This window comes from Deltaproteobacteria bacterium, assembly GCA_020845775.1.
Lineage (GTDB): Bacteria > Bdellovibrionota_C > UBA2361 > SZUA-149 > JADLFC01 > JADLFC01.
On record JADLFC010000095.1, the window covers coordinates 23,926 to 41,355 of the forward strand.

16 protein-coding genes are annotated in these 17,430 nt (G+C 44.8%); 5 read left to right on the top strand and 11 right to left on the bottom strand.

The window, feature by feature from the left end:
- Positions 1 to 151 precede the first annotated feature (151 nt).
- Complete coding sequence (locus IT291_06055; protein ID MCC6220784.1) at positions 152 to 2,554, top strand: DUF748 domain-containing protein; 2,403 nt, start codon at positions 152 to 154, stop codon at positions 2,552 to 2,554.
- Positions 2,555 to 2,604: 50 nt separating this feature from the next.
- Here the strand turns inward: IT291_06055 and IT291_06060 are convergent, their stop codons facing one another.
- From IT291_06060 to IT291_06100, 9 genes are all read right to left on the bottom strand, one after another.
- On the bottom strand, positions 2,605 to 3,417 hold the full coding sequence (locus IT291_06060) for a tetratricopeptide repeat protein (protein ID MCC6220785.1): 813 nt from the start codon (positions 3,415 to 3,417) through the stop codon (positions 2,605 to 2,607).
- On the bottom strand, positions 3,395 to 5,224 hold the full coding sequence (locus IT291_06065) for a BatD family protein (protein ID MCC6220786.1): 1,830 nt from the start codon (positions 5,222 to 5,224) through the stop codon (positions 3,395 to 3,397). The genes IT291_06060 and IT291_06065 overlap by 23 nt, the downstream gene beginning before the upstream one ends.
- Before the next feature lie 46 nt (positions 5,225 to 5,270).
- Positions 5,271 to 6,284: a tetratricopeptide repeat protein gene (locus IT291_06070; protein MCC6220787.1), complete on the bottom strand. Its 1,014-nt coding sequence runs from the start codon at positions 6,282 to 6,284 to the stop codon at positions 5,271 to 5,273.
- Complete coding sequence (locus tag IT291_06075) at positions 6,277 to 7,347, bottom strand: VWA domain-containing protein (protein MCC6220788.1); 1,071 nt, start codon at positions 7,345 to 7,347, stop codon at positions 6,277 to 6,279. The genes IT291_06070 and IT291_06075 overlap by 8 nt, the downstream gene beginning before the upstream one ends.
- A 15-nt stretch (positions 7,348 to 7,362) precedes the next feature.
- The gene (locus tag IT291_06080; protein MCC6220789.1) at positions 7,363 to 8,445 is read right to left on the bottom strand and encodes a VWA domain-containing protein; all 1,083 of its coding nucleotides are present in this window, start codon (positions 8,443 to 8,445) and stop codon (positions 7,363 to 7,365) included.
- Positions 8,369 to 9,022 (bottom strand): hypothetical protein, encoded by a 654-nt coding sequence (locus IT291_06085; GenBank protein MCC6220790.1) that lies wholly within the window; start codon positions 9,020 to 9,022, stop codon positions 8,369 to 8,371. Before IT291_06085 ends, IT291_06080 begins: the two co-directional genes overlap by 77 nt.
- Before the next feature lie 11 nt (positions 9,023 to 9,033).
- Positions 9,034 to 9,957 carry a DUF58 domain-containing protein gene (locus tag IT291_06090; GenBank protein ID MCC6220791.1) on the bottom strand — a complete coding sequence of 308 codons (924 nt, stop codon included), beginning with the start codon at positions 9,955 to 9,957 and terminating at the stop codon, positions 9,034 to 9,036.
- Between the two features lie 10 nt (positions 9,958 to 9,967).
- Positions 9,968 to 10,963: a MoxR family ATPase gene (locus tag IT291_06095; GenBank protein ID MCC6220792.1), complete on the bottom strand. Its 996-nt coding sequence runs from the start codon at positions 10,961 to 10,963 to the stop codon at positions 9,968 to 9,970.
- Between the two features lie 66 nt (positions 10,964 to 11,029).
- On the bottom strand, positions 11,030 to 11,572 hold the full coding sequence (locus tag IT291_06100; GenBank protein ID MCC6220793.1) for an OmpA family protein: 543 nt from the start codon (positions 11,570 to 11,572) through the stop codon (positions 11,030 to 11,032).
- A 193-nt stretch (positions 11,573 to 11,765) separates the two neighbouring features.
- Here IT291_06100 and IT291_06105 point away from each other — a divergent pair, with 193 nt between their 5' ends.
- Together IT291_06105 and queF are read left to right on the top strand one after the other, a co-directional pair.
- A complete protein-coding gene (locus tag IT291_06105; protein ID MCC6220794.1) occupies positions 11,766 to 12,077 on the top strand; it encodes a zf-TFIIB domain-containing protein in 312 nt (103 codons plus the stop codon).
- Between the two features lie 2 nt (positions 12,078 to 12,079).
- Positions 12,080 to 12,445 (top strand): NADPH-dependent 7-cyano-7-deazaguanine reductase QueF, encoded by a 366-nt coding sequence (queF, locus tag IT291_06110; protein MCC6220795.1) that lies wholly within the window; start codon positions 12,080 to 12,082, stop codon positions 12,443 to 12,445.
- 1 nt (position 12,446) lies between these two features.
- Here queF and IT291_06115 read toward each other — a convergent pair whose 3' ends face one another.
- Together IT291_06115 and IT291_06120 are read right to left on the bottom strand one after the other, a co-directional pair.
- Positions 12,447 to 13,034 carry a hypothetical protein gene (locus tag IT291_06115; protein MCC6220796.1) on the bottom strand — a complete coding sequence of 196 codons (588 nt, stop codon included), beginning with the start codon at positions 13,032 to 13,034 and terminating at the stop codon, positions 12,447 to 12,449.
- A 30-nt stretch (positions 13,035 to 13,064) separates the two neighbouring features.
- Positions 13,065 to 14,201, bottom strand: a complete 1,137-nt coding sequence (locus IT291_06120; GenBank protein ID MCC6220797.1) for a hybrid sensor histidine kinase/response regulator — start codon at positions 14,199 to 14,201, stop codon at positions 13,065 to 13,067.
- Positions 14,202 to 14,592: 391 nt separating this feature from the next.
- On the opposite strand from IT291_06120, the gene fabD reads away from it, so the two are divergent.
- Positions 14,593 to 15,513, top strand: coding sequence for an ACP S-malonyltransferase (gene fabD / locus IT291_06125; GenBank protein MCC6220798.1), 921 nt, complete (start codon positions 14,593 to 14,595; stop codon positions 15,511 to 15,513).
- A partial coding sequence (locus tag IT291_06130; protein ID MCC6220799.1) for a copper-translocating P-type ATPase occupies positions 15,513 to 17,430 on the top strand: 1,918 nt, incomplete at its 3' end. The genes fabD and IT291_06130, both read left to right, overlap by 1 nt.

Consider the following 17,430-nt stretch of genomic DNA (forward strand, 5'->3'; position numbering starts at 1 on the left):
AGCTCGAATAAGGCACAAATTTACACCAAAATACCAAAAAAAGGAATCTCTCTGAATCACTTGCCAAATCGAGCTTTTTGCCTGAAGCTTTGGGAACAAATTTGGACTAACGCTTGGCTTATAGACGAACGAAAAAAGCTGACTTTTTAACATGAAATTGACACTAAAAATACTCCTTGGTTTTCTCTTTATTGGTTTACTAATGGCGGCCGTTGTGGTCTGGAACGCCAATTCAATCGCAAAGACTTTTAGGCCACAACTCGAAACTATGCTGTCGCAGGCTATTAACGCACCGCTAAGTTTCGGAGAGATTGACCTAAAATTCTTTCCTCGTATCGCCATACGCCTTAACGATCTTTCTATAAAAAGTTCGCCGGATAATGAGGGCGAGACCTCTTCGGTAAAGGCTTTGCTGCTTTCAAGTAGCCCGCTAGACATAATGCGAGGGCGTTTGTCAGTTTCAGAGATAGGCGTAGAAAACGCCAATGTGTCTATCAGGAGAAAAGCAGACGGAACACTTACTATTGCCGGAATACCACTCGCTCAGGCAGCACGAACCAATAAAAATGAAAACAATTCCTCGACTGAGGCTGGAGGTACGCCTATTTCCATAAACATTGATGCGGTTCAAGTAGTAAATACCTCGCTAAACTGGATAGACGAGACTGTAACGCCGACTGCAAAGCTAACTATCTCTGACATCAATACACGACTAGATGAGATAGACCTTGCCGGCAAAGCTCGCATTGAACTATCAGCTAAGGCATTTAGCGACAACGCGAAAAGCATCCAATTAAACGGAATCCTTGGAAACCCCTTAGAGGGCTTCCCATCGAACTTAAGTCTCGATCTTAATGACATATCTCTAAAAAAATTAAACACTACACTCGAGACCTATGACATCAAACTCGAAAAAGCAGAACTTGGAGAAACATTTTCTTTGTCTACGAATATTTCAATGGAGAAGGGTTCCGATGCCAATATCTCTGCTAATCTCGATGCTTCAAGTTCAAGTATCGTTTTTGAAAACATATTAGACAAAAAAGCCGGCACTACTCTTAAGATCAACCTATCCGCTACCGCTTCGCTCCTCGGTGACATCTCCGCAAAAACCGCAACACTTGCGCTTGGAAATTTATCTTTAAATGCTCCTTTTAACATAGGTAAGGATAGCATTTCCTTAAATCTAAGCTCCCAAGACATGTCACTAGCAGACTTGTCAACTATACTTCCAATGCTTCAACCATTTGGACTGGAAGGCAAACTAAAAAGCAACATTTACGTATCAATGGCACGATCTGGCGCTGAGGCCAACAAGCCTAAAATGACTGGCCAAATAGAACTACAAGACGTTGGAGCAAAAGTTAGTGCGCCCTCAAAGGAGGGAAGCAATTCACCGGCATTAACGGTTAACAAAATAAATGGTCAGATTGCGCTAGCTCAGGACACAATATCGTCAAAAAAAATATCCTTGGCTATAGCCGAACAGAACATCGACCTTGGTTTTAAAGTCTCATCGCTTACAAACCCGCTCATCGCAGCAGTGATTAGCACTAATAAGTTAAATGTGTGGCCACTTGTTAGTCCATTTGCGCCTACGTCTAAAGCGCTCCAAACATCGTCGATTGAAGATATGAAGATAACTGCAACTTACGGAACCGAAAATCAAAGCGGCAACGTTAGCATTTTAGCCGGGAACGCACAACTTGCTGGAATTGAAGGCAAAAACATTAAAGTGGCGGTAATGCTAAAACCAGAGACAATATTTCTAAAGCCAAGTTCCTTGGATGCCTTTAGCGGGAATATTGAACTTCAGGGATATCTAAAGCAAAATCCTCAGCAGGACTTCGAAGTAGCGTTAAAGGGTTTAAATCTGGATTCTTCCTTGCTCTCGAATGCTTTAATGCCAACGAGTAAAATATCACTGAGTGGGACCATGGATCACTTAACCATTAACGCTAAGGCAGAAGCACAGAGGCTAATGCCAACTCTTGCTAGCTCGACTCGTTTCGCCGTATCTAATGGCGCAATAGAGGGTGTAAACATAGCAGGACAGGCTTTGGCAAAAATTAATCAAATTCCTGGGCTTGGCGAGGCCCTTAGTGCCTATATACCAGAAAAGCATCGAGGTATTTTCCAAAGTAGCGATACGGCATTTACTAAACTAATAAGCGACATTTCTATTCGCGACGAGATTATGTCACTTAGCACGATGCTTTTGGAGCATCCACTCTATATTATTAGCGGTCACGGCGATATTAATTTTAACGGCTCACTAAAGCTAAAAACGCAGTTAAAACTTACACCCCTGCTTGCAAAGAGCATGGTGCTGTCGCAGCCAAAACTTGCCTTGCTCTTAGATGAGGGAGATAACATCGTAATCCCTGTAGTAATAACACGTCAAAATGAGTCAACCCTGGTTGTGCCAGACACTACAGAGTTGTTTAAGCGAGCAGCCAAAAATACCGCTAAAGAAGCGGCACAGAGGCAAATTGAAAAACTAATTCCAGGTGCTGGAGGAGCCGCTAAGGTACTAGATTCCTTATTTAAGTAGGGAAAAACAATAAATACAAGTTATTAGCAGAAGGCATCTTGTAGATCCAATCAAAGTAGTTCGATTTGCTGTCGTTTTACCCAGCCACTACGTTCTGCCGGAAGGACTATCTCTAGCCATTCGCCTCTCTGCTCGGCAACATCTACTTCAGCACCATCGTGCAGCACAAAAACGACCTGAAACGAATCAGAGTTACCCGAATACACCTTGGCCTCTTTTGTCACTATTACTCCAGCCTGCGCGCTCTCTATAGAAAACCTTCGCAAACCGTCTATTCCCTGCCTGCTCGCAAACGTACCTACTGCACAAACAACTGTAACAAAAAGACTTAGGGCTAAGGACGTTGCCAAAAGAGCAGTGCGTTTAAAATAGCAAATCACACCGATTATCCAAAAACACGCATAAGACATTAAGAATCCTACGCGTAGCTCTCTATCGCTCACCTTTGTTCCCAGAAGCAAAACATTGGCAAAAACTGAAAACCATGAATCTTCGGAATAATCTAGCTTGTCAATTGCCTTCTTTCTAGCCAAGGACAAATTTGCGCTCAGATCTGGATCTCGAGGGATTTCTGCAAATGCTCGCCGGTAGTTTGCAATACTTTTCCCATATTCGCCCAGCCTGTAATATGCGTTGCCGAGATTATACCGCAAATGAGGATTGTCAAATCCCGTAACAAGAACACTCTCGTAACTTTCTTTAGCCTTAACGTAATCCTGCTTCTCGTAGCTGTCATTCCCCGCCTTAATCACTTCGACAAAATCGGCTTGCACTTGAGCTAGAGCACAGCAGGCCGTGCCGAAAACCAACATACCAAAACACCAAACGAACAGAGCTCTATTAAATATGTTTATCCAATTCATTAATCAGCACCCTTGCCTCTCCCACTATATCACTACCACTTTCGTCCGCACCTAACGCATTGCTAAATCTCAATCTTTCTAGCTTTGCTAGATACTGCGCTACATTAGTAGCTAACTTGTGATCGCTAAGTTTAACAGAAATCAACCGTTCTATCTCAGAGGGAGTCATGCTTGCACATTTACAAGAAAACTTATTGGCTAAATACGTTCTTGCTATTTGCGAAAGCTCATCGCTGATTTTATCTCCGCGCGTATCCTTAAGAGCCTCAATGTCCTGCATAGCTATACTTTGCGCTCTCCTTCTCAGAGCCGCGTTAGGATCGGCCGAAACTCTTAGCCAATGCTCAGCAAATACGCAGACTGAAAAAGCCAGTATCGGCACAACAACAAAAACTATGACAATAAAGCGATTTTCGATTGGCTTAGTTTCTCTATACAATTCATCCGAGACGCGCTGCGGCAATAGATCTTCGCCTAGAACTTTTACCGCTTGTTTTTCTTGCCGAGCATCCACAACTCCAGCACCGCTTGTAGACGACTTAGCGTCAATATGTTCGTCACTTGAAACCGCATCGACTACGACTGAACGGCTAGGAGTTTTTAGGATCTCATAAGAAGCACTTTCTGGATCGAAAACTACTATGTCAAACCTCGGAACCGTGAGCTCACCGATTTTTTGAGGGATGAGAGCAAAAGTAAATTTCTTTTTGAAAAAAACTCTGTCATTTTCTAAGAACGCCTCAATTTCCGGCTTGTCGGCATAAACCTTAAAGTTATCATCCCTGGATTCTGGAATCTCGTATGGCCGCAAATTGGCGTCGCCATATAACTCAACAGTCATAGTGGCACTTTGGTTGCTTCGTATAAGCACCTTATCCACAGAAGATGCTAGTTTAACTTTTCCCACTGGGGTATAGGAGAGCCCTGAGACAGGTGGAGGTGGCAAGGGTTTTGCGCTCAGCGAAATAGCAGGTGCGACAAAATTTTTCCTTACAGCATCACTAAAGACATTCATATCAAATATACTAGGCAACCTCTGAGCAAAGGGCTCAAAGTATCTCTTGTCGAAATAACTAGAAGGAACTTGCAATGATGCTGTTAACCTCCTGGCGGGAATACCTAGTGTTCCCGCGGTTGTTGGGAACAAAGATTCGCGCAAGGTAAGAACTTGGAAACTAGCATTACTATCCGTGTATGACTTACTTCCAGCTTCGCCAAAAGATTCGCGCCAAAAGCCAGTAAGTTCGATGGGCGTAAGTTCCGCACCAAATATTTTTGCCTGCGACCTGAACCTAGTTTCATACAATATTTGCTCGCCGACGAATGGTGACTCCTTGCTAACCTTATGGCTTAGCTCACTACCCTTGGTATTTTCGGCAATAGCTTCGCTCGTAGGCAGAATAGTCAGAGAAGGAAGCTTGAAACTTATTCTCTGCGTTCCATTAATAAAATACCCATCCGGAAGCTGATAAGTGCCAGGAGCCAGCGATGGACTTAGAATTATGCGAAAAGAAAATGTCTTATTCGATTCGGAATGCCCATTAATAAAATATTGCTTAATGGCGGTTCCGAGTGCTTCAAACTCAAACTTTTCACTAGCTTCAAAACTTGGCCCTTCTAGCGAATCGCTGGTATCGCTAACCGCGACTTTTAACACAAACTCATCCTCTAGGCTTCCGGATCTTGGCTGAAGAGATAATTTCACCTCTGGCGCCGAAGCCAATGCCACAGTACATGCAGTAGAGACAACTAATGCCCAAATAGACAAGGCGATAAATAATCGAACACAGTTCCTAGGTGACAGCATTATTCTAATCAAATTCTCTCATACTAAAGATTCAAACCATTTTCCTCTACCAATCATTTTCCGGTAAGTCTTCCTGACTCGCATTTAGTTCACGCAAGGCTTTGCGCTTTAGGTGCTCCAAATGCGCTTCGCGACTTTCCTCCACATTCCCAAGCAAAAACTCTAGTTGATTGCCGTACTCGCCACTCGAATCTTCCTCCTCTGCGCCATCAGCCATATCGGCTTCACCATCACCTCGTTCCGAAGCATTACTATCCTCTCCCGCCTCGTTCTTGGACTCACTCTCCTGAGCCTCCTGTTTAGCAGTTTTCTCCTCTGCTTCCCCACGCGCATCTTCTTGCTTTAAAAGCTCCTCCTGCTCTTCCTCTCCCCCCTGCTGCGGCGACTGTTGTTGTTGCTCCTCCTGCTCGCCTTGCGAATCCTGTTGCGGCCTAGTCTCCGGCTGCTGTTTTTCCTGCTCCTCCTGTTGCTCAGTAAACTGTTTTTCTTGCTCTTCTTTTAGCTCGTCGCCAGAACTCCCCTTATCGCCCTTATCCTCTGAATCTTGAGATTCAGATTTTTCTTCTTTAGACTGATTCTTAGAACTTTGCTCCTTTTTCTCTTGTTGCTCCTGCTTTTTCTTTTCTTCTAAAAGTCTCTTAACATAGGCGAGATTTTCCTTTGTTTCCTTGTCGTCTGGAATTAACTTTAGAGCCTCCTCGTAAGTCTTAATTGCATCCTCAAATTGTCCAAGCTGGACAAGCGAATTGCCAGCATTGTAAATAGCAAATCCCTTCGACGAAGAGTCATTCGCGGCCTCTACCGCCTTAAAAAAGCTCGCCTGCGCCTCTTCAAAACGCCCCAATCTATAATTGCTGGCTCCTTCGCCAACAAAAAAGCGATAATCCTCTGGGTTCTCTCTAGCACCTTCGCCAAATTTTTTTAGCGCCAACTCAAAATCACCAACCTTATAACTATCGCTTGCAGCTCTTCCCAAAAACTCTTCAAATTGCGCTTGCGCATCAGCCGCAAACGCCAAAGCCAAACAGCACAATAGTCCTATCTGTGTTTGCTTAACCATTCCGAGATGCTTTTTTCAACAAACGAAACTTAAATGCCTTCAGCAAACCAGTTGCCGGATGTAACAACTCAGCTAAGCACGGCAATAGCAAAAACAGTATAGCTATAGAAAGAGGGAGCTGAAAATATTCGTTCCATTGTTTCTTACGCGAACCCTCAACCGTACTCGAGCTCAAGGTCTGCTTTATTCCGGAATCGTAAATTATCTCTGTATCCCCATCGGAGGTAATGGACTTAACATAAATACCACCAGTTTCGGCGGCTAGCTGTTTTAAGGGTTCCTCATTAAGCCTCGATATCACCGTTTCTCCCAAGTTGTTTTTCTTATAACGCCCATCGGAAAGCTTTATGGGTGAACCAGTTTCAGTTCCAACTCCTATAATAAATATCTTGGTGTTACTTGCTGTCGCCTCAGCTCGGACTGCACTCAAATCACCAGAAAACGACTCGCCATCTGTAAAGAGAATTATCGCGTGTTCTCGCGCCGAAGACACTTTAGAGTTCTTTTGCTTAATTGCCTGCATGGACTTTCGCAAAGCACCTTCTAAATTACTTCCCTGTAGCGGTATCAAATCCGGCGAAAGGGAATCCACAAAACTTCTAAAAGTGCCATAGTCAACCGTAAACGGAGTTTGTAGAAACGCAGTTCCTGCAAACGTGACTAAAGCAACGCGATCGCCCTGGAGATGAGATAGAAGATCGAGAATTTCCCGCCTCACTCGCTCGAGTCGCGTAGGCGAAATGTCTTCGGCTAACATGCTATGCGACACATCGACAGCTAAGACTATATCAACACCTCTCTTGTGGCCCTTTTGCCAAACAAATCCCCATTGCGGTCTCAACAGTGAAAAAATAGCCGCTAACACAACCATAACGGCAAATGCGCTCTCCAATAGGCGTTTGCGGCCATGGCGATTAAAATCGGGAATAACCGCATCCCATAGAGATATGTCGACAAAATTTTCAAGCTGCCTCCTGCTATTTACGCGCTGCCACCAGCAAAACGCTCCACTGATAATTCCAGCGAGAAAAAGCCATGACAGGTGCGCATTTGCAAATTGCATATAACTTTTAAGTTGTTATGGAATTTTTAAAAACACAGTAGCAGATAAGAACAAGTGTGTCATAAACGACAAAAGGCCAATCACGATAAAGGGAAAGAAGCGCTCTCGATAATCCACATACTCAAAGGTCTTTTCGTCGCGCACTTCCAGTTTGTCAATTTCTGCATATACCCTCTTTAGCTCTTCGGTATTTTTAGCATTAAAATATTCTCCCTCCGTCGTGCTAGCAATTTTCTTAAGAGTTTCTTCGTCGTACTCCATCTTGCGGTCTACCAAAGTAGTGCCTCCAAAAATGCCACGCACCGGAAACGGCGCATACCCAGAATCCCCTATACCAATTGCGTGAACTTTAGTGTTTAGTTCCTTCGCAATCTTAGCTGCTTCTAGTGGACTGATGGCACCAGAATTATTCTTGCCATCAGTAACGAGCACGACTGTCCTCGAATTTGATTCAATTTCCTTAATTTGCTTTAGAGCAATCGCAAGCGCACTCCCAATCGCGGTCCCTTGACCGGCCATTCCTATTTCCATGCTATCGACAAAAGCGTTAAGGATATCGTGATCGAGAGTGAGAGGGCATTGAGTAAAAGCCTGATCCCCAAAAACAACTAGTCCTATTCTATCTGCTACTCTTGCCTTTATGAACTCTTTAACGACAAACTTTAAAGCCGTTAGCCTATCTACCCTCTCGTCTTGTAAAAAAAAGTCTAGAGCCTGCATACTACCCGACACGTCTAGAGCTAATATTATATCGCGTCCGCTAGCCTCAATTTCACTAAACTGATTTCCAGACTGCGGGCGCGCCAGAGCAATAGTAAACATGACGAAACTTAACAGCTTAAGTGCCGACAACACCTTTGCTCTGCACACAGTGCGCCGCGATCTAGGAATAGCAAAAATGTCTACGGGAGACGAAAATCTAATAGCACCTGCACCATCTTTCGGCTTTCTGAACCGACTACGTATAGCACCGTCCAGAAAAAATGGAATAAACAGCAAAAGTAAAAAAGCCCATGGTGACTCAAACCGCATATCCAGCATCCCCCTGTACATCATGCGCCTTACTATTCGCAGAAGAAGACCTGCGCTCTTCTTCACTCTCAAAATCCTGATTTAAGGAGCGAATTAACCTCTCGGTTTTCGTCAGAACATCTTCGACTTCTCTTCCTTCCAAAAAATATTTTTGCTGCGAGTCATCTGCGAAACACAGATACTGGATAAAATTCAAAATACTACTGCTCTCCTGCACCACCTCTGACAATCTCTCTTGCTTAAGCATTGGCAACATCTTAGCAATGCGTTGTGGCAATACAGAAATAATTTCTTTGCTAGTAGCCTCGGTTGCAGAAAATTTAAACACTGCCTCCAAATAGCCCCTAAAAGTGAGCGACAGTGCCGCGGCTAGCTGCCTAATATCGAGTTCGCTCGTATTTCTTTGCTGGCGCAAACTCAGAAGTTCCTCTAGCGCCACCTCATGGGGTTTCTTAACAACTAGTAGAGGCGTTGGCCCTTTACGCCTCTTAAAGAGAACCCAATATAAGAGGGATAAGATCAACAAAGTCAAAAGAGCAAAAACTGCAAGTAGTCCAAGGCCAAACGGCGAAAATTCCGGAAGTGGTTTTATGTCATTGAACGCAGTAGAAGGGTCGTGAATTCCGTAGACCGAAAAAATCATACTATTTAACCTTAGCCAAGGCGTCCACTATGACGAGTTTTTTTTGAGCTAAAGTAACTTTGCAGCTTTGGGATAAATGGCTCATCAGTCTGCAAATTAATAAAACCAATACGGTTACGCATAAAAAGCGATTCTAGTTCTCTCTTAGCTCTGCGAGATTCCTCTTCATAAGTAGCCCTAAAAACTGCATCTCTGCAATCTACGAGAACGGCATTATTGGTCTCGGGCTCTACAATGTTAACCAGACCGGCAATAGGCAAAACGCTATCGGCTGAATCTCGTATCACTATAGCAGTAACGTCATGCGATTTAGAAAGCGCCCCAAGGGACTGCTCAAAATTACTGCAAAAAAAATCCGATAGTATAAACACTACAGACTGTCGCCTTAAAACTTTGCTCAAGAAACCGAACAACCCACTTAAATTGGTCGAGCGAACTATTCCAGTTGAGGAGCTAGAATCGGCCATCACTTCTCTAAGCACGCGCCAAACTGCTCCGCGCCCCTTTCTCGGCGGATGAAATGTGTCGACATCGCTCGAATAGGTCACCAAACCCACCTTATCGTTATTGTTTAGTGCGATTAGCGTCAACACCGCCCCCACGCGCGCAATCAAGGCCTCTCTGAGCTGATTACGCGTTCCAGTTAGCGTTGAAGAACTAGTGTCTATTGCAATCATCACAGTGAGTTCGCGTTCCTCGCGATACGACTTGATGTGAGGAACATGACAGCGCGCCGTTACCTTCCAATCAATTGCCCGAACATCATCTCCGGGGAGGTATGGTCTTACTTCCTCGAATTCGATGCCATGTCCGCGAAAGGCGCTGCGATATTGACCCGAAACTCCTTCTGTAGCAATGCGCCTAGTCTGAAAGTGCAGCTTTCTAATTTCGGCTAGAGTCTCCGGACTAAGCGTAGAAGATTTAAAGAGATCCATTTCCTTTCTGCTACGGTACTTGAACTCCCTCTAAGATCATTGAAACGAGGGCATCCGAGTTTAAGCCTTGAGCTTCAGCCTCGTATGTCGGCATTACGCGATGCCTAAGGACATCCATCGCAACGTCCTTTACGTTTTGAGGCGTAACATAAGTCATCCCACTAAAAAGCGCCTCTGCTCGCGCCATGAGGAATAGCGCTATCGACGCACGCGGCGATGCGCCTAGCTCTATGAGGCGATCCATCTTAAGACCGTAATTAGCGGGTGTCCTCGTAGCCCATGCTAAATCGACTATGTAATTCCTTATCCTCTGGTCGACATATATGGTGTGTAAAAGTTTCTTTATCTGAAGAATATCCTCTAAAGTTGCAACTGGAGGCCTTACGTCTGTTTGAAAACTTTCCTGCGTTACCAAATCGAGCATTTGGCGCTCAATCTCTGGGCTTGGATAATCCACGCGAACTTTCATAATAAAGCGATCGATCTGTGCTTCTGGTAGTGGATAAGTGCCCTCCTGCTCAATCGGGTTTTGAGTAGCCATGACAAAAAACGGCGTTGGCACTCTAAGCGTTTTTTCCCCTATGGTAACCTGTTTTTCCTGCATCGTCTCTAGCAGAGCAGATTGCACCTTTGCCGGCGCGCGATTAATTTCGTCTGCTAAAATTAAGTTTGCAAACACCGGCCCCTTGCGAACCTCAAAAGTGCCATCTTGGGGCTTAAACACTTCTGTTCCGATTAAATCAGCCGGCAACAAATCCGGCGTAAACTGAATTCGCTGAAACCGCGCATCTATGGCCTCAGCTAAAGCTTTGATGGAAAGTGTTTTTGCAAGGCCAGGAACGCCTTCTAGCAATATATGGCCATCTGTTATCAATGCTCCAATTAGACGGCTGCGTAGCTCGTCCTGCCCTACGACAGTTTCACCTATTGCATACTTAATGCGAGCAATAGTCTCAAACGCTCGATCGAATTCTTTCGATCGAGCATGCGGATTTACAGTACTCATTTTATTAAATAATTACTAAATATGGCGCTCTCAAACTGCCGCCTTCAAACGCCCTCTCAAAACGATCTACACACCGTCCTTAATCACTGCAAAATGAACACGCCTATTCTTGGCGTAAGCATCCTCCTGATCAGCCGAGTCAACGGGAACCTCCTCGCCATAACTTATCGTGCTTACCTGTTTGGAACTCGCCCCGTAACTAACCAGCAATTCCGCAATATTGCGCGCTCGTTCACCGCCCAAAGCCAAATTGTACTCATTAGTGCCTCGCTTGTCGCAATGTCCCTCGACCTCAACTCTTAAAGTCGAATCAGCCGCCAATGCCTTAGCATTTTCCTTAATAAGATCGTGGTGTAACTCTTCGACCATAGCTGAGTCGTAGTTAAAGAATATGTCCTGAAAAAGCCCCTCGGTCTTGCTAGAGGCAAGTGGAATATTGCCATCACCCCATCGCCTTTGAGAAAGCGACAAATCACTATCGGAAAATTCTCCATCCTCCCCTAACCCCAGCCCCGCTCCTTTCTTGCTTGACGAACAAGCCATAAAAGCACATATAAACACTAAGCAAATTCCGCCAATAATAATTTTTCTACCAACTTTTAATTTCATAGCAATGTGATTCCCTAGTTAGAAGTTTCCTAGCCACTCGCGATATTAGCAACTAGCGAAGCCTCTAGCAAAGGCTTGTTAGGAAAAAAGTACATCGCAAATTTGCAGACCAGTCATTACGTGATAACATACCCAGGCGTATTTTTTGACACTCAATTAGGACTATAACTAACAAATCTGGAGGTAAAAGGGCATGACAAATGCTTGGGATGACATGAAGCGGGCGAAGGAGGATTCTTATTTCGAGAAAAAAAACAAAGAAGCTCTAAATAGGCTCTCCAACAAGCAGCAGCAAAGCCGCCTAAGCCCTATAACTGGCAAGCCTATGGAACAGGTTGTGATTCACGGCGTCGTTATAGACCGTTGCCAAGATACGGGCGGAATATGGTTAGATGCCGGCGAGTTAGAGCAGCTAGTCGAAGCGAGCAAGAACGAGAAAACCGAAGCGAGCAAAGGCGAGAGCTTACTAGCTTCTTTTTTAAAGACATTGAGCGGTAAGAGCTAGTTATGCCGTCGACACCTTCTAAGGAAATATTGACATTTGACAATCCGAGACCTGGGCGCGACTATGAAATTCGCTTTTCTTGCGACGAATTTACTTGCCTTTGCCCAATGACTGGGCAGCCGGACTTTGCGACGATAAACATTAGCTACGTGCCTGCTAAGCTATGCGTGGAGCTAAAATCATTAAAGCTATATCTCTGGTCATTCCGTCAGGAAGGAGCGTTCCACGAGGCTGTAACCAATCAGATTCTCGACGATCTGGTTGCCAAAATCTCGCCAAAATCAATGATAGTTGAAGGAGATTTTAAAATAAGAGGCGGAATTCATACGGTGGTAAAAACTAGCTACGTTAAATGTATTCCGGGATAAACTACATTGAAGTTGCAATTAAAGGCGGAAATTTTGGACAGTATTGATTAGTTTTACAAGACTGTCGCAATTTATTGTAAATAGAAATCACATTTGCGTTAAGCGATGGGGTTACCATGCGATTGACTCCAATAGTCAATAATTCATAAAACTCCTTATGTGCTCGCAGGTAATCTTCCGTTTTCTGTTTTAGCTTAGCTTCATAGTCGTCATCAACGGCATTGACTGACTTGATGTCCTCTTGCAAGGCAACTATTTTTTCGAGTTTCGTTAGAAGCTCTTGCTTAAATCCAGGTTCTATAGATTTTTTTGTAGTTACCCAGCTAATTGCGCGAACGAATTTTTCATCTTTCGCTAGCCTACTAATAGTTGCCAATCCCTTTACCTTATCTATCTTGTCTGCTAGCAAGATTGCAAACTCTGGTTTAGCACATATCTCTTCCAGCGATGTGCCTTTTTCCAACCCTTGGAGAAATCTTTCTTGTAGCCTCGCATAATGCCAGCCTGTAGTCGCCAATATGCCGAGATAGAACGCGCTCGCAATTAACAGAAGTGAGAACGTTGCAATAATCCAAGAAAAGATGCGCATGAGTAGACTACTAATAATCAATCGCCGTTATTATTGGGACTCGGCAGTGCGAACACGTGGAAATTTTACTTCCACTTCAAGACCCCCGCCTTCAGGAGTGCTAAACAAAATCTCGCCGTTATTAATCGCTGTAAAATATCGCGCGATGGTTAACCCTAGCCCACAACCTTGCTGTTCAAACGTATCTCTATCGATTTGCGAAAAACCACTACAAGCTTGCTCGATTACGCGATTGGACATTCCCGGCCCGCGATCCCGAACTACCACTGACGCAGTGCTCGCGTTACAAAGTACGCTTACCGTTATGGGACCACTATTTGCACCAAATTTAACAGCGTTGCTCAGCAAACGCTCTATGACATCATATATTTGGATTGCATAAACAAGAACGGAAGTATTCTCAGCATCGCACCTTTCATCCATCTCTATTACTGAAGCAGCGCGTTCTTGCGACTCTTGAAACGAATCTACGGCATCCCTTGCAATGTCTAAAAGATAATGATTCTTTGCAAGGGACTTTTGAGCACTGGCCGCGCTACCGCTATCTACCTGTTGTAACGTCATAAAGTCATTAACTAGGCGCTGGAGACGTTGACCACCTCTGCTGATAGACTCGATAAGGCGTCTTGTCTTTACGTCGTCTAGTGCATTGCCACTATCTAGCAGCAACTCAGAACCAGTATTGATAGCTACTAGCGGTGTGCGAAATTCATGCGAGAGCGTATTGATAATGCGCCGCCTAAACTCATCTAGCGCCGTCTGATTAAGAGAACTTCGCTGCTTAGACAAGTTTAGCTTTCCCTTAACGACAGACAGCAAATCATCTGGGTCAAATGGTTTAGTCAAGTAGTCATCACAGCCTTGTTCCTTTCCATTCCTTATATCTTGTCGGGAAGCTAGCGATGTTAAGAACAAAAACGGTATATTACACCACTTACTGCTACTAGATACGATTTTGTGAAAGTGATACCCATCGATTCCAGGCATCAACACATCGCATATAATTATGTCTGGAGTGTCTTTTGCTAACTGCGAGATGGCTTCATTGGCGTTGTTAGCGACCATTAGGTCCAGATCATTTTGCAGCAACAACTCCTTAAGAACCAGCAAGACATTTGGATTATCGTCGACGATCATAACTTTATGTCGAGCAACCTGTCCTGCCATTTATATCCTTTCCGCCCTTTAAGTTAGAAAGAAGCTTCCGGAGACAAATAGTCACCGACACTTCTAGAAAACAACCGTGCCTTTATGTCTAAATCGGCTAAGTAACAACAAGCCTAAAGCACGACATTTGATAAATAGCTTGGATTTCTCTAAACTGCATAGCTTGGGGCGTTGTGCGACAATACTTGCGACAATACTTGCGACAATGCTCGCTAGACTTATGTAGTTGAAATTATTAACAAACATTTTATGCCATTTACAAAAAGGATTTTTGTAAATGGCATAAACAGCAAGTGGGTAAGCACTTGCCAATAAACAACAAATACCGTTTCCAAAAAGTAAAATATTTAACTTACTTTTTGGAAACGGTATAGTTATTTGATACAGCAATATGAAAATAGCGGGTTTATTTCCTGGTCAGGGATCTCAAGTGGTTGGAATGGGCAAGGAGCTTTGTGGGAGCGACGAAAGAGCTCGTGAAATCTTTGAACGCGTCGATAAGGCCCTGGGCATTTCACTTTCGAGCTTGTGTTTTGAGGGGCCAATTGAAAAGCTTACGCTTACTGAGTTTGCCCAGCCTGCTATATTGACTACAAGCATTGCGTCGTTTGCCTGTTTGCCGCTGCCTCTAACTGCTGGAGCAGGACACAGTTTGGGCGAATATTCCGCACTGGTTGCCGCTGGCAGTCTTTTGCTTGAGGATGCGGTGTGTATTGTTCACAAGCGCGGGCGCTATATGCAAGAAGCCGTTAAACCAGGGATGGGAAAGATGGTTGCTGTTATGGGCCCAAAAGAAGAGGAGATTGCGTCAACACTTAGCAGTATTGATACTGGCATAGCCGAGATAGCTAATCTAAACTGCCCTGGTCAGACTGTAATTGCGGGCGATGTTGCTGGGATAGATTTGGCTTCTGAAAAGCTAAAGGAAAATGGAGCAAAAATTATTCCTCTAATGGTAAGCGCTCCTTTTCATTGCTCGCTAATGAAGCCAGCTGCAGAGAAACTTTGGGCTGATTTAGATCGCACTACTTTTAAATGTCCAGCTTTTCCAATCTACGCAAACGTTACCGCAAAGGCTGTTACGTCGGCTAGTGAGGCACGAGAGTTATTAAAAAGACAAGTTTGCGCTCCTGTCCGATGGACTGAGTCCATGAGTCAAATGATAGCTGACTGCAGAATAGACATTACAGTTGAATTCGGACCTGGAGGAGTTCTTACAAAACTCTTAAAACGCATAGACAAAAATCCAACTAGCTATCAAGCCTTCGATCCGGAAAGCATATCCGCTGTATCTAACGCATTAGTCGGCTAATGAGCAAAAGTTGTTGTCATAAAACCAACTCACATGAGCAGAACCCCCTTCACAAAGGCGGGTTAGGCAATGGTACGATTTATACTTGCCCGATGCATCCCGAGGTAGAGCAAATCGGACCGGGAGACTGTCCTAAGTGCGGCATGGCGCTTGAGCCAAAAGGTGGCGTTTTAGCGGAAGGAAGCGAAATAGAACTAAGAGAAATGACTCGGCGTTTTTTTCTAAGTGCGCTCCTCACTCTGCCCATTTTTTTTCTCGCCATGGGCGAAATGGTTTTCGGAAATTTGTTGCCCACCTTTATTTCTTCTCAGCTTTCGTCTTGGCTTCAGCTACTTCTTGCTACTCCCGTAGTACTTTGGGGTGCTTGGCCTTTTTTTAAACGAGGTTGGAATTCGGTCTTAACCCAGAATCTTAACATGTTTACCTTAATCGCCATGGGAGTGGGCGTAGCTTATACTTATAGCGCGGTTGCCGTTCTCTTTCCCTACTTTTTGCCCCATGGTTTTTTGGGAGTAGATAATCACGTGCCAATTTATTTTGAAGCTTCTGCCGTCATTGTGAGCTTGGTCTTACTGGGGCAAGTGCTGGAGCTAAAAGCGCGCGCAAAGACGAGCAGTGCCATACGAAAACTCTTAGAGCTCGCACCACCTAGCGCCACCAGAATTAAAGAAGACGGCACCGAGGAAACTGTTCCCCTTGCTGAACTTAAAGTAGGCGAGGTCTTAAGAGTTAAGCCCGGAGATAAGGTTCCCGTAGATGGGATTATTCTAGAGGGAAAGACGACCATCGACGAGTCCATGATAACCGGCGAGCCCTTCCCGGCCCAGAAAGGCCTAGAGGCAAAAGTCATCGGCGGAACTATTAATGGCACGGGTAGCTTTGTCATGAAGGCAACCAGAGTAGGTGGCGATACCCTTCTTTCGCAAATCATTCACCTGGTAAGCGAGGCGCAAACCTCAAGAGCCCCAATTCAACGCCTAGCCGACAAGGTTTCGTCCTATTTTGTCCCTGCCGTTATCCTCATAGCGGCTCTAACTTTTGTATCCTGGGCGTTCCTTGGTCCCGAGCCACGGCTGGCGCTAGCAATTCTAAACAGTGTCGCCGTGCTAATAATTGCTTGCCCTTGTGCGCTGGGCCTTGCCACGCCAATGTCCATTATGGTGGGAACGGGAAAAGGTGCTAGCATGGGAATTCTTATCAAGGATGCCGCGGCCCTTGAAGCCTTTGAAAAAGTAAACACCCTCGTGGTCGATAAGACGGGAACTTTAACGCTAGGAAAGCCAAAGCTTATAAACCTTCATGCGAGCAAGAATTTTAGTCAGGATGAACTCTTAACCTATGCAAGTTCACTCGAGATGGGAAGCGAACATCCGCTAGCTCAGGCCATTGTTTCCGGAGCAAGAGAACGCGGTGTTAAACTCTTTCCATTTTCGAACTTCGAATCTTTCACCGGAAAAGGAGTTAAGGGAGAAGTAAATGGACGCACTGTAATTGTTGGAAACAGCAATTTACTTAGCGAAAATAATATAACGCTCGATGAGGTAGCAGAGCGCGCAGAGAGCCTTCGCCAAGAGGGCCAAACGCTTATGTTTGTTAGCATTGACGGTCGTATCGCTGGCGTCCTCGGCGTTTCGGACCCCATAAAAGACTCGACCAGAGAAGCGCTAAAACTTCTAAAAGAAGATGGCGTGAGAATCGTCATGCTTACGGGAGATAGCTCCACTACATCTAAGGCCATAGCAAATGCGCTACAGATAGAGGAATTTCATGCCGAGGTGCTACCAGAAGATAAAAACCGCATCGTAAAAGAACTGCGCCAGGCGGGCGCTATCGTTGCCATGGCGGGCGATGGAATTAACGATGCACCTGCGCTTGCCCAAGCTGACATTGGGATAGCCATGGGAACGGGAACGGACA

What these genes read in the sequence shown, in the direction of transcription:
- IT291_06055 (MCC6220784.1), top strand. Translation starts at nt 152, where the DNA reads ATGAAATTGACACTAAAAATACTCCTTGGTTTTCTCTTTATTGGTTTA.
- IT291_06060 (MCC6220785.1), bottom strand. Translation starts at nt 3,417, where the DNA reads ATGAATTGGATAAACATATTTAATAGAGCTCTGTTCGTTTGGTGTTTT.
- IT291_06065 (MCC6220786.1), bottom strand. Translation starts at nt 5,224, where the DNA reads ATGCTGTCACCTAGGAACTGTGTTCGATTATTTATCGCCTTGTCTATT.
- IT291_06070 (MCC6220787.1), bottom strand. Translation starts at nt 6,284, where the DNA reads ATGGTTAAGCAAACACAGATAGGACTATTGTGCTGTTTGGCTTTGGCG.
- IT291_06075 (MCC6220788.1), bottom strand. Translation starts at nt 7,347, where the DNA reads ATGCAATTTGCAAATGCGCACCTGTCATGGCTTTTTCTCGCTGGAATT.
- IT291_06085 (MCC6220790.1), bottom strand. Translation starts at nt 9,022, where the DNA reads ATGATTTTTTCGGTCTACGGAATTCACGACCCTTCTACTGCGTTCAAT.
- IT291_06090 (MCC6220791.1), bottom strand. Translation starts at nt 9,957, where the DNA reads ATGGATCTCTTTAAATCTTCTACGCTTAGTCCGGAGACTCTAGCCGAA.
- IT291_06095 (MCC6220792.1), bottom strand. Translation starts at nt 10,963, where the DNA reads ATGAGTACTGTAAATCCGCATGCTCGATCGAAAGAATTCGATCGAGCG.
- IT291_06100 (MCC6220793.1), bottom strand. Translation starts at nt 11,572, where the DNA reads ATGAAATTAAAAGTTGGTAGAAAAATTATTATTGGCGGAATTTGCTTA.
- IT291_06105 (MCC6220794.1), top strand. Translation starts at nt 11,766, where the DNA reads ATGACAAATGCTTGGGATGACATGAAGCGGGCGAAGGAGGATTCTTAT.
- queF (MCC6220795.1), top strand. Translation starts at nt 12,080, where the DNA reads ATGCCGTCGACACCTTCTAAGGAAATATTGACATTTGACAATCCGAGA.
- IT291_06115 (MCC6220796.1), bottom strand. Translation starts at nt 13,034, where the DNA reads ATGCGCATCTTTTCTTGGATTATTGCAACGTTCTCACTTCTGTTAATT.
- IT291_06120 (MCC6220797.1), bottom strand. Translation starts at nt 14,201, where the DNA reads ATGGCAGGACAGGTTGCTCGACATAAAGTTATGATCGTCGACGATAAT.
- fabD (MCC6220798.1), top strand. Translation starts at nt 14,593, where the DNA reads ATGAAAATAGCGGGTTTATTTCCTGGTCAGGGATCTCAAGTGGTTGGA.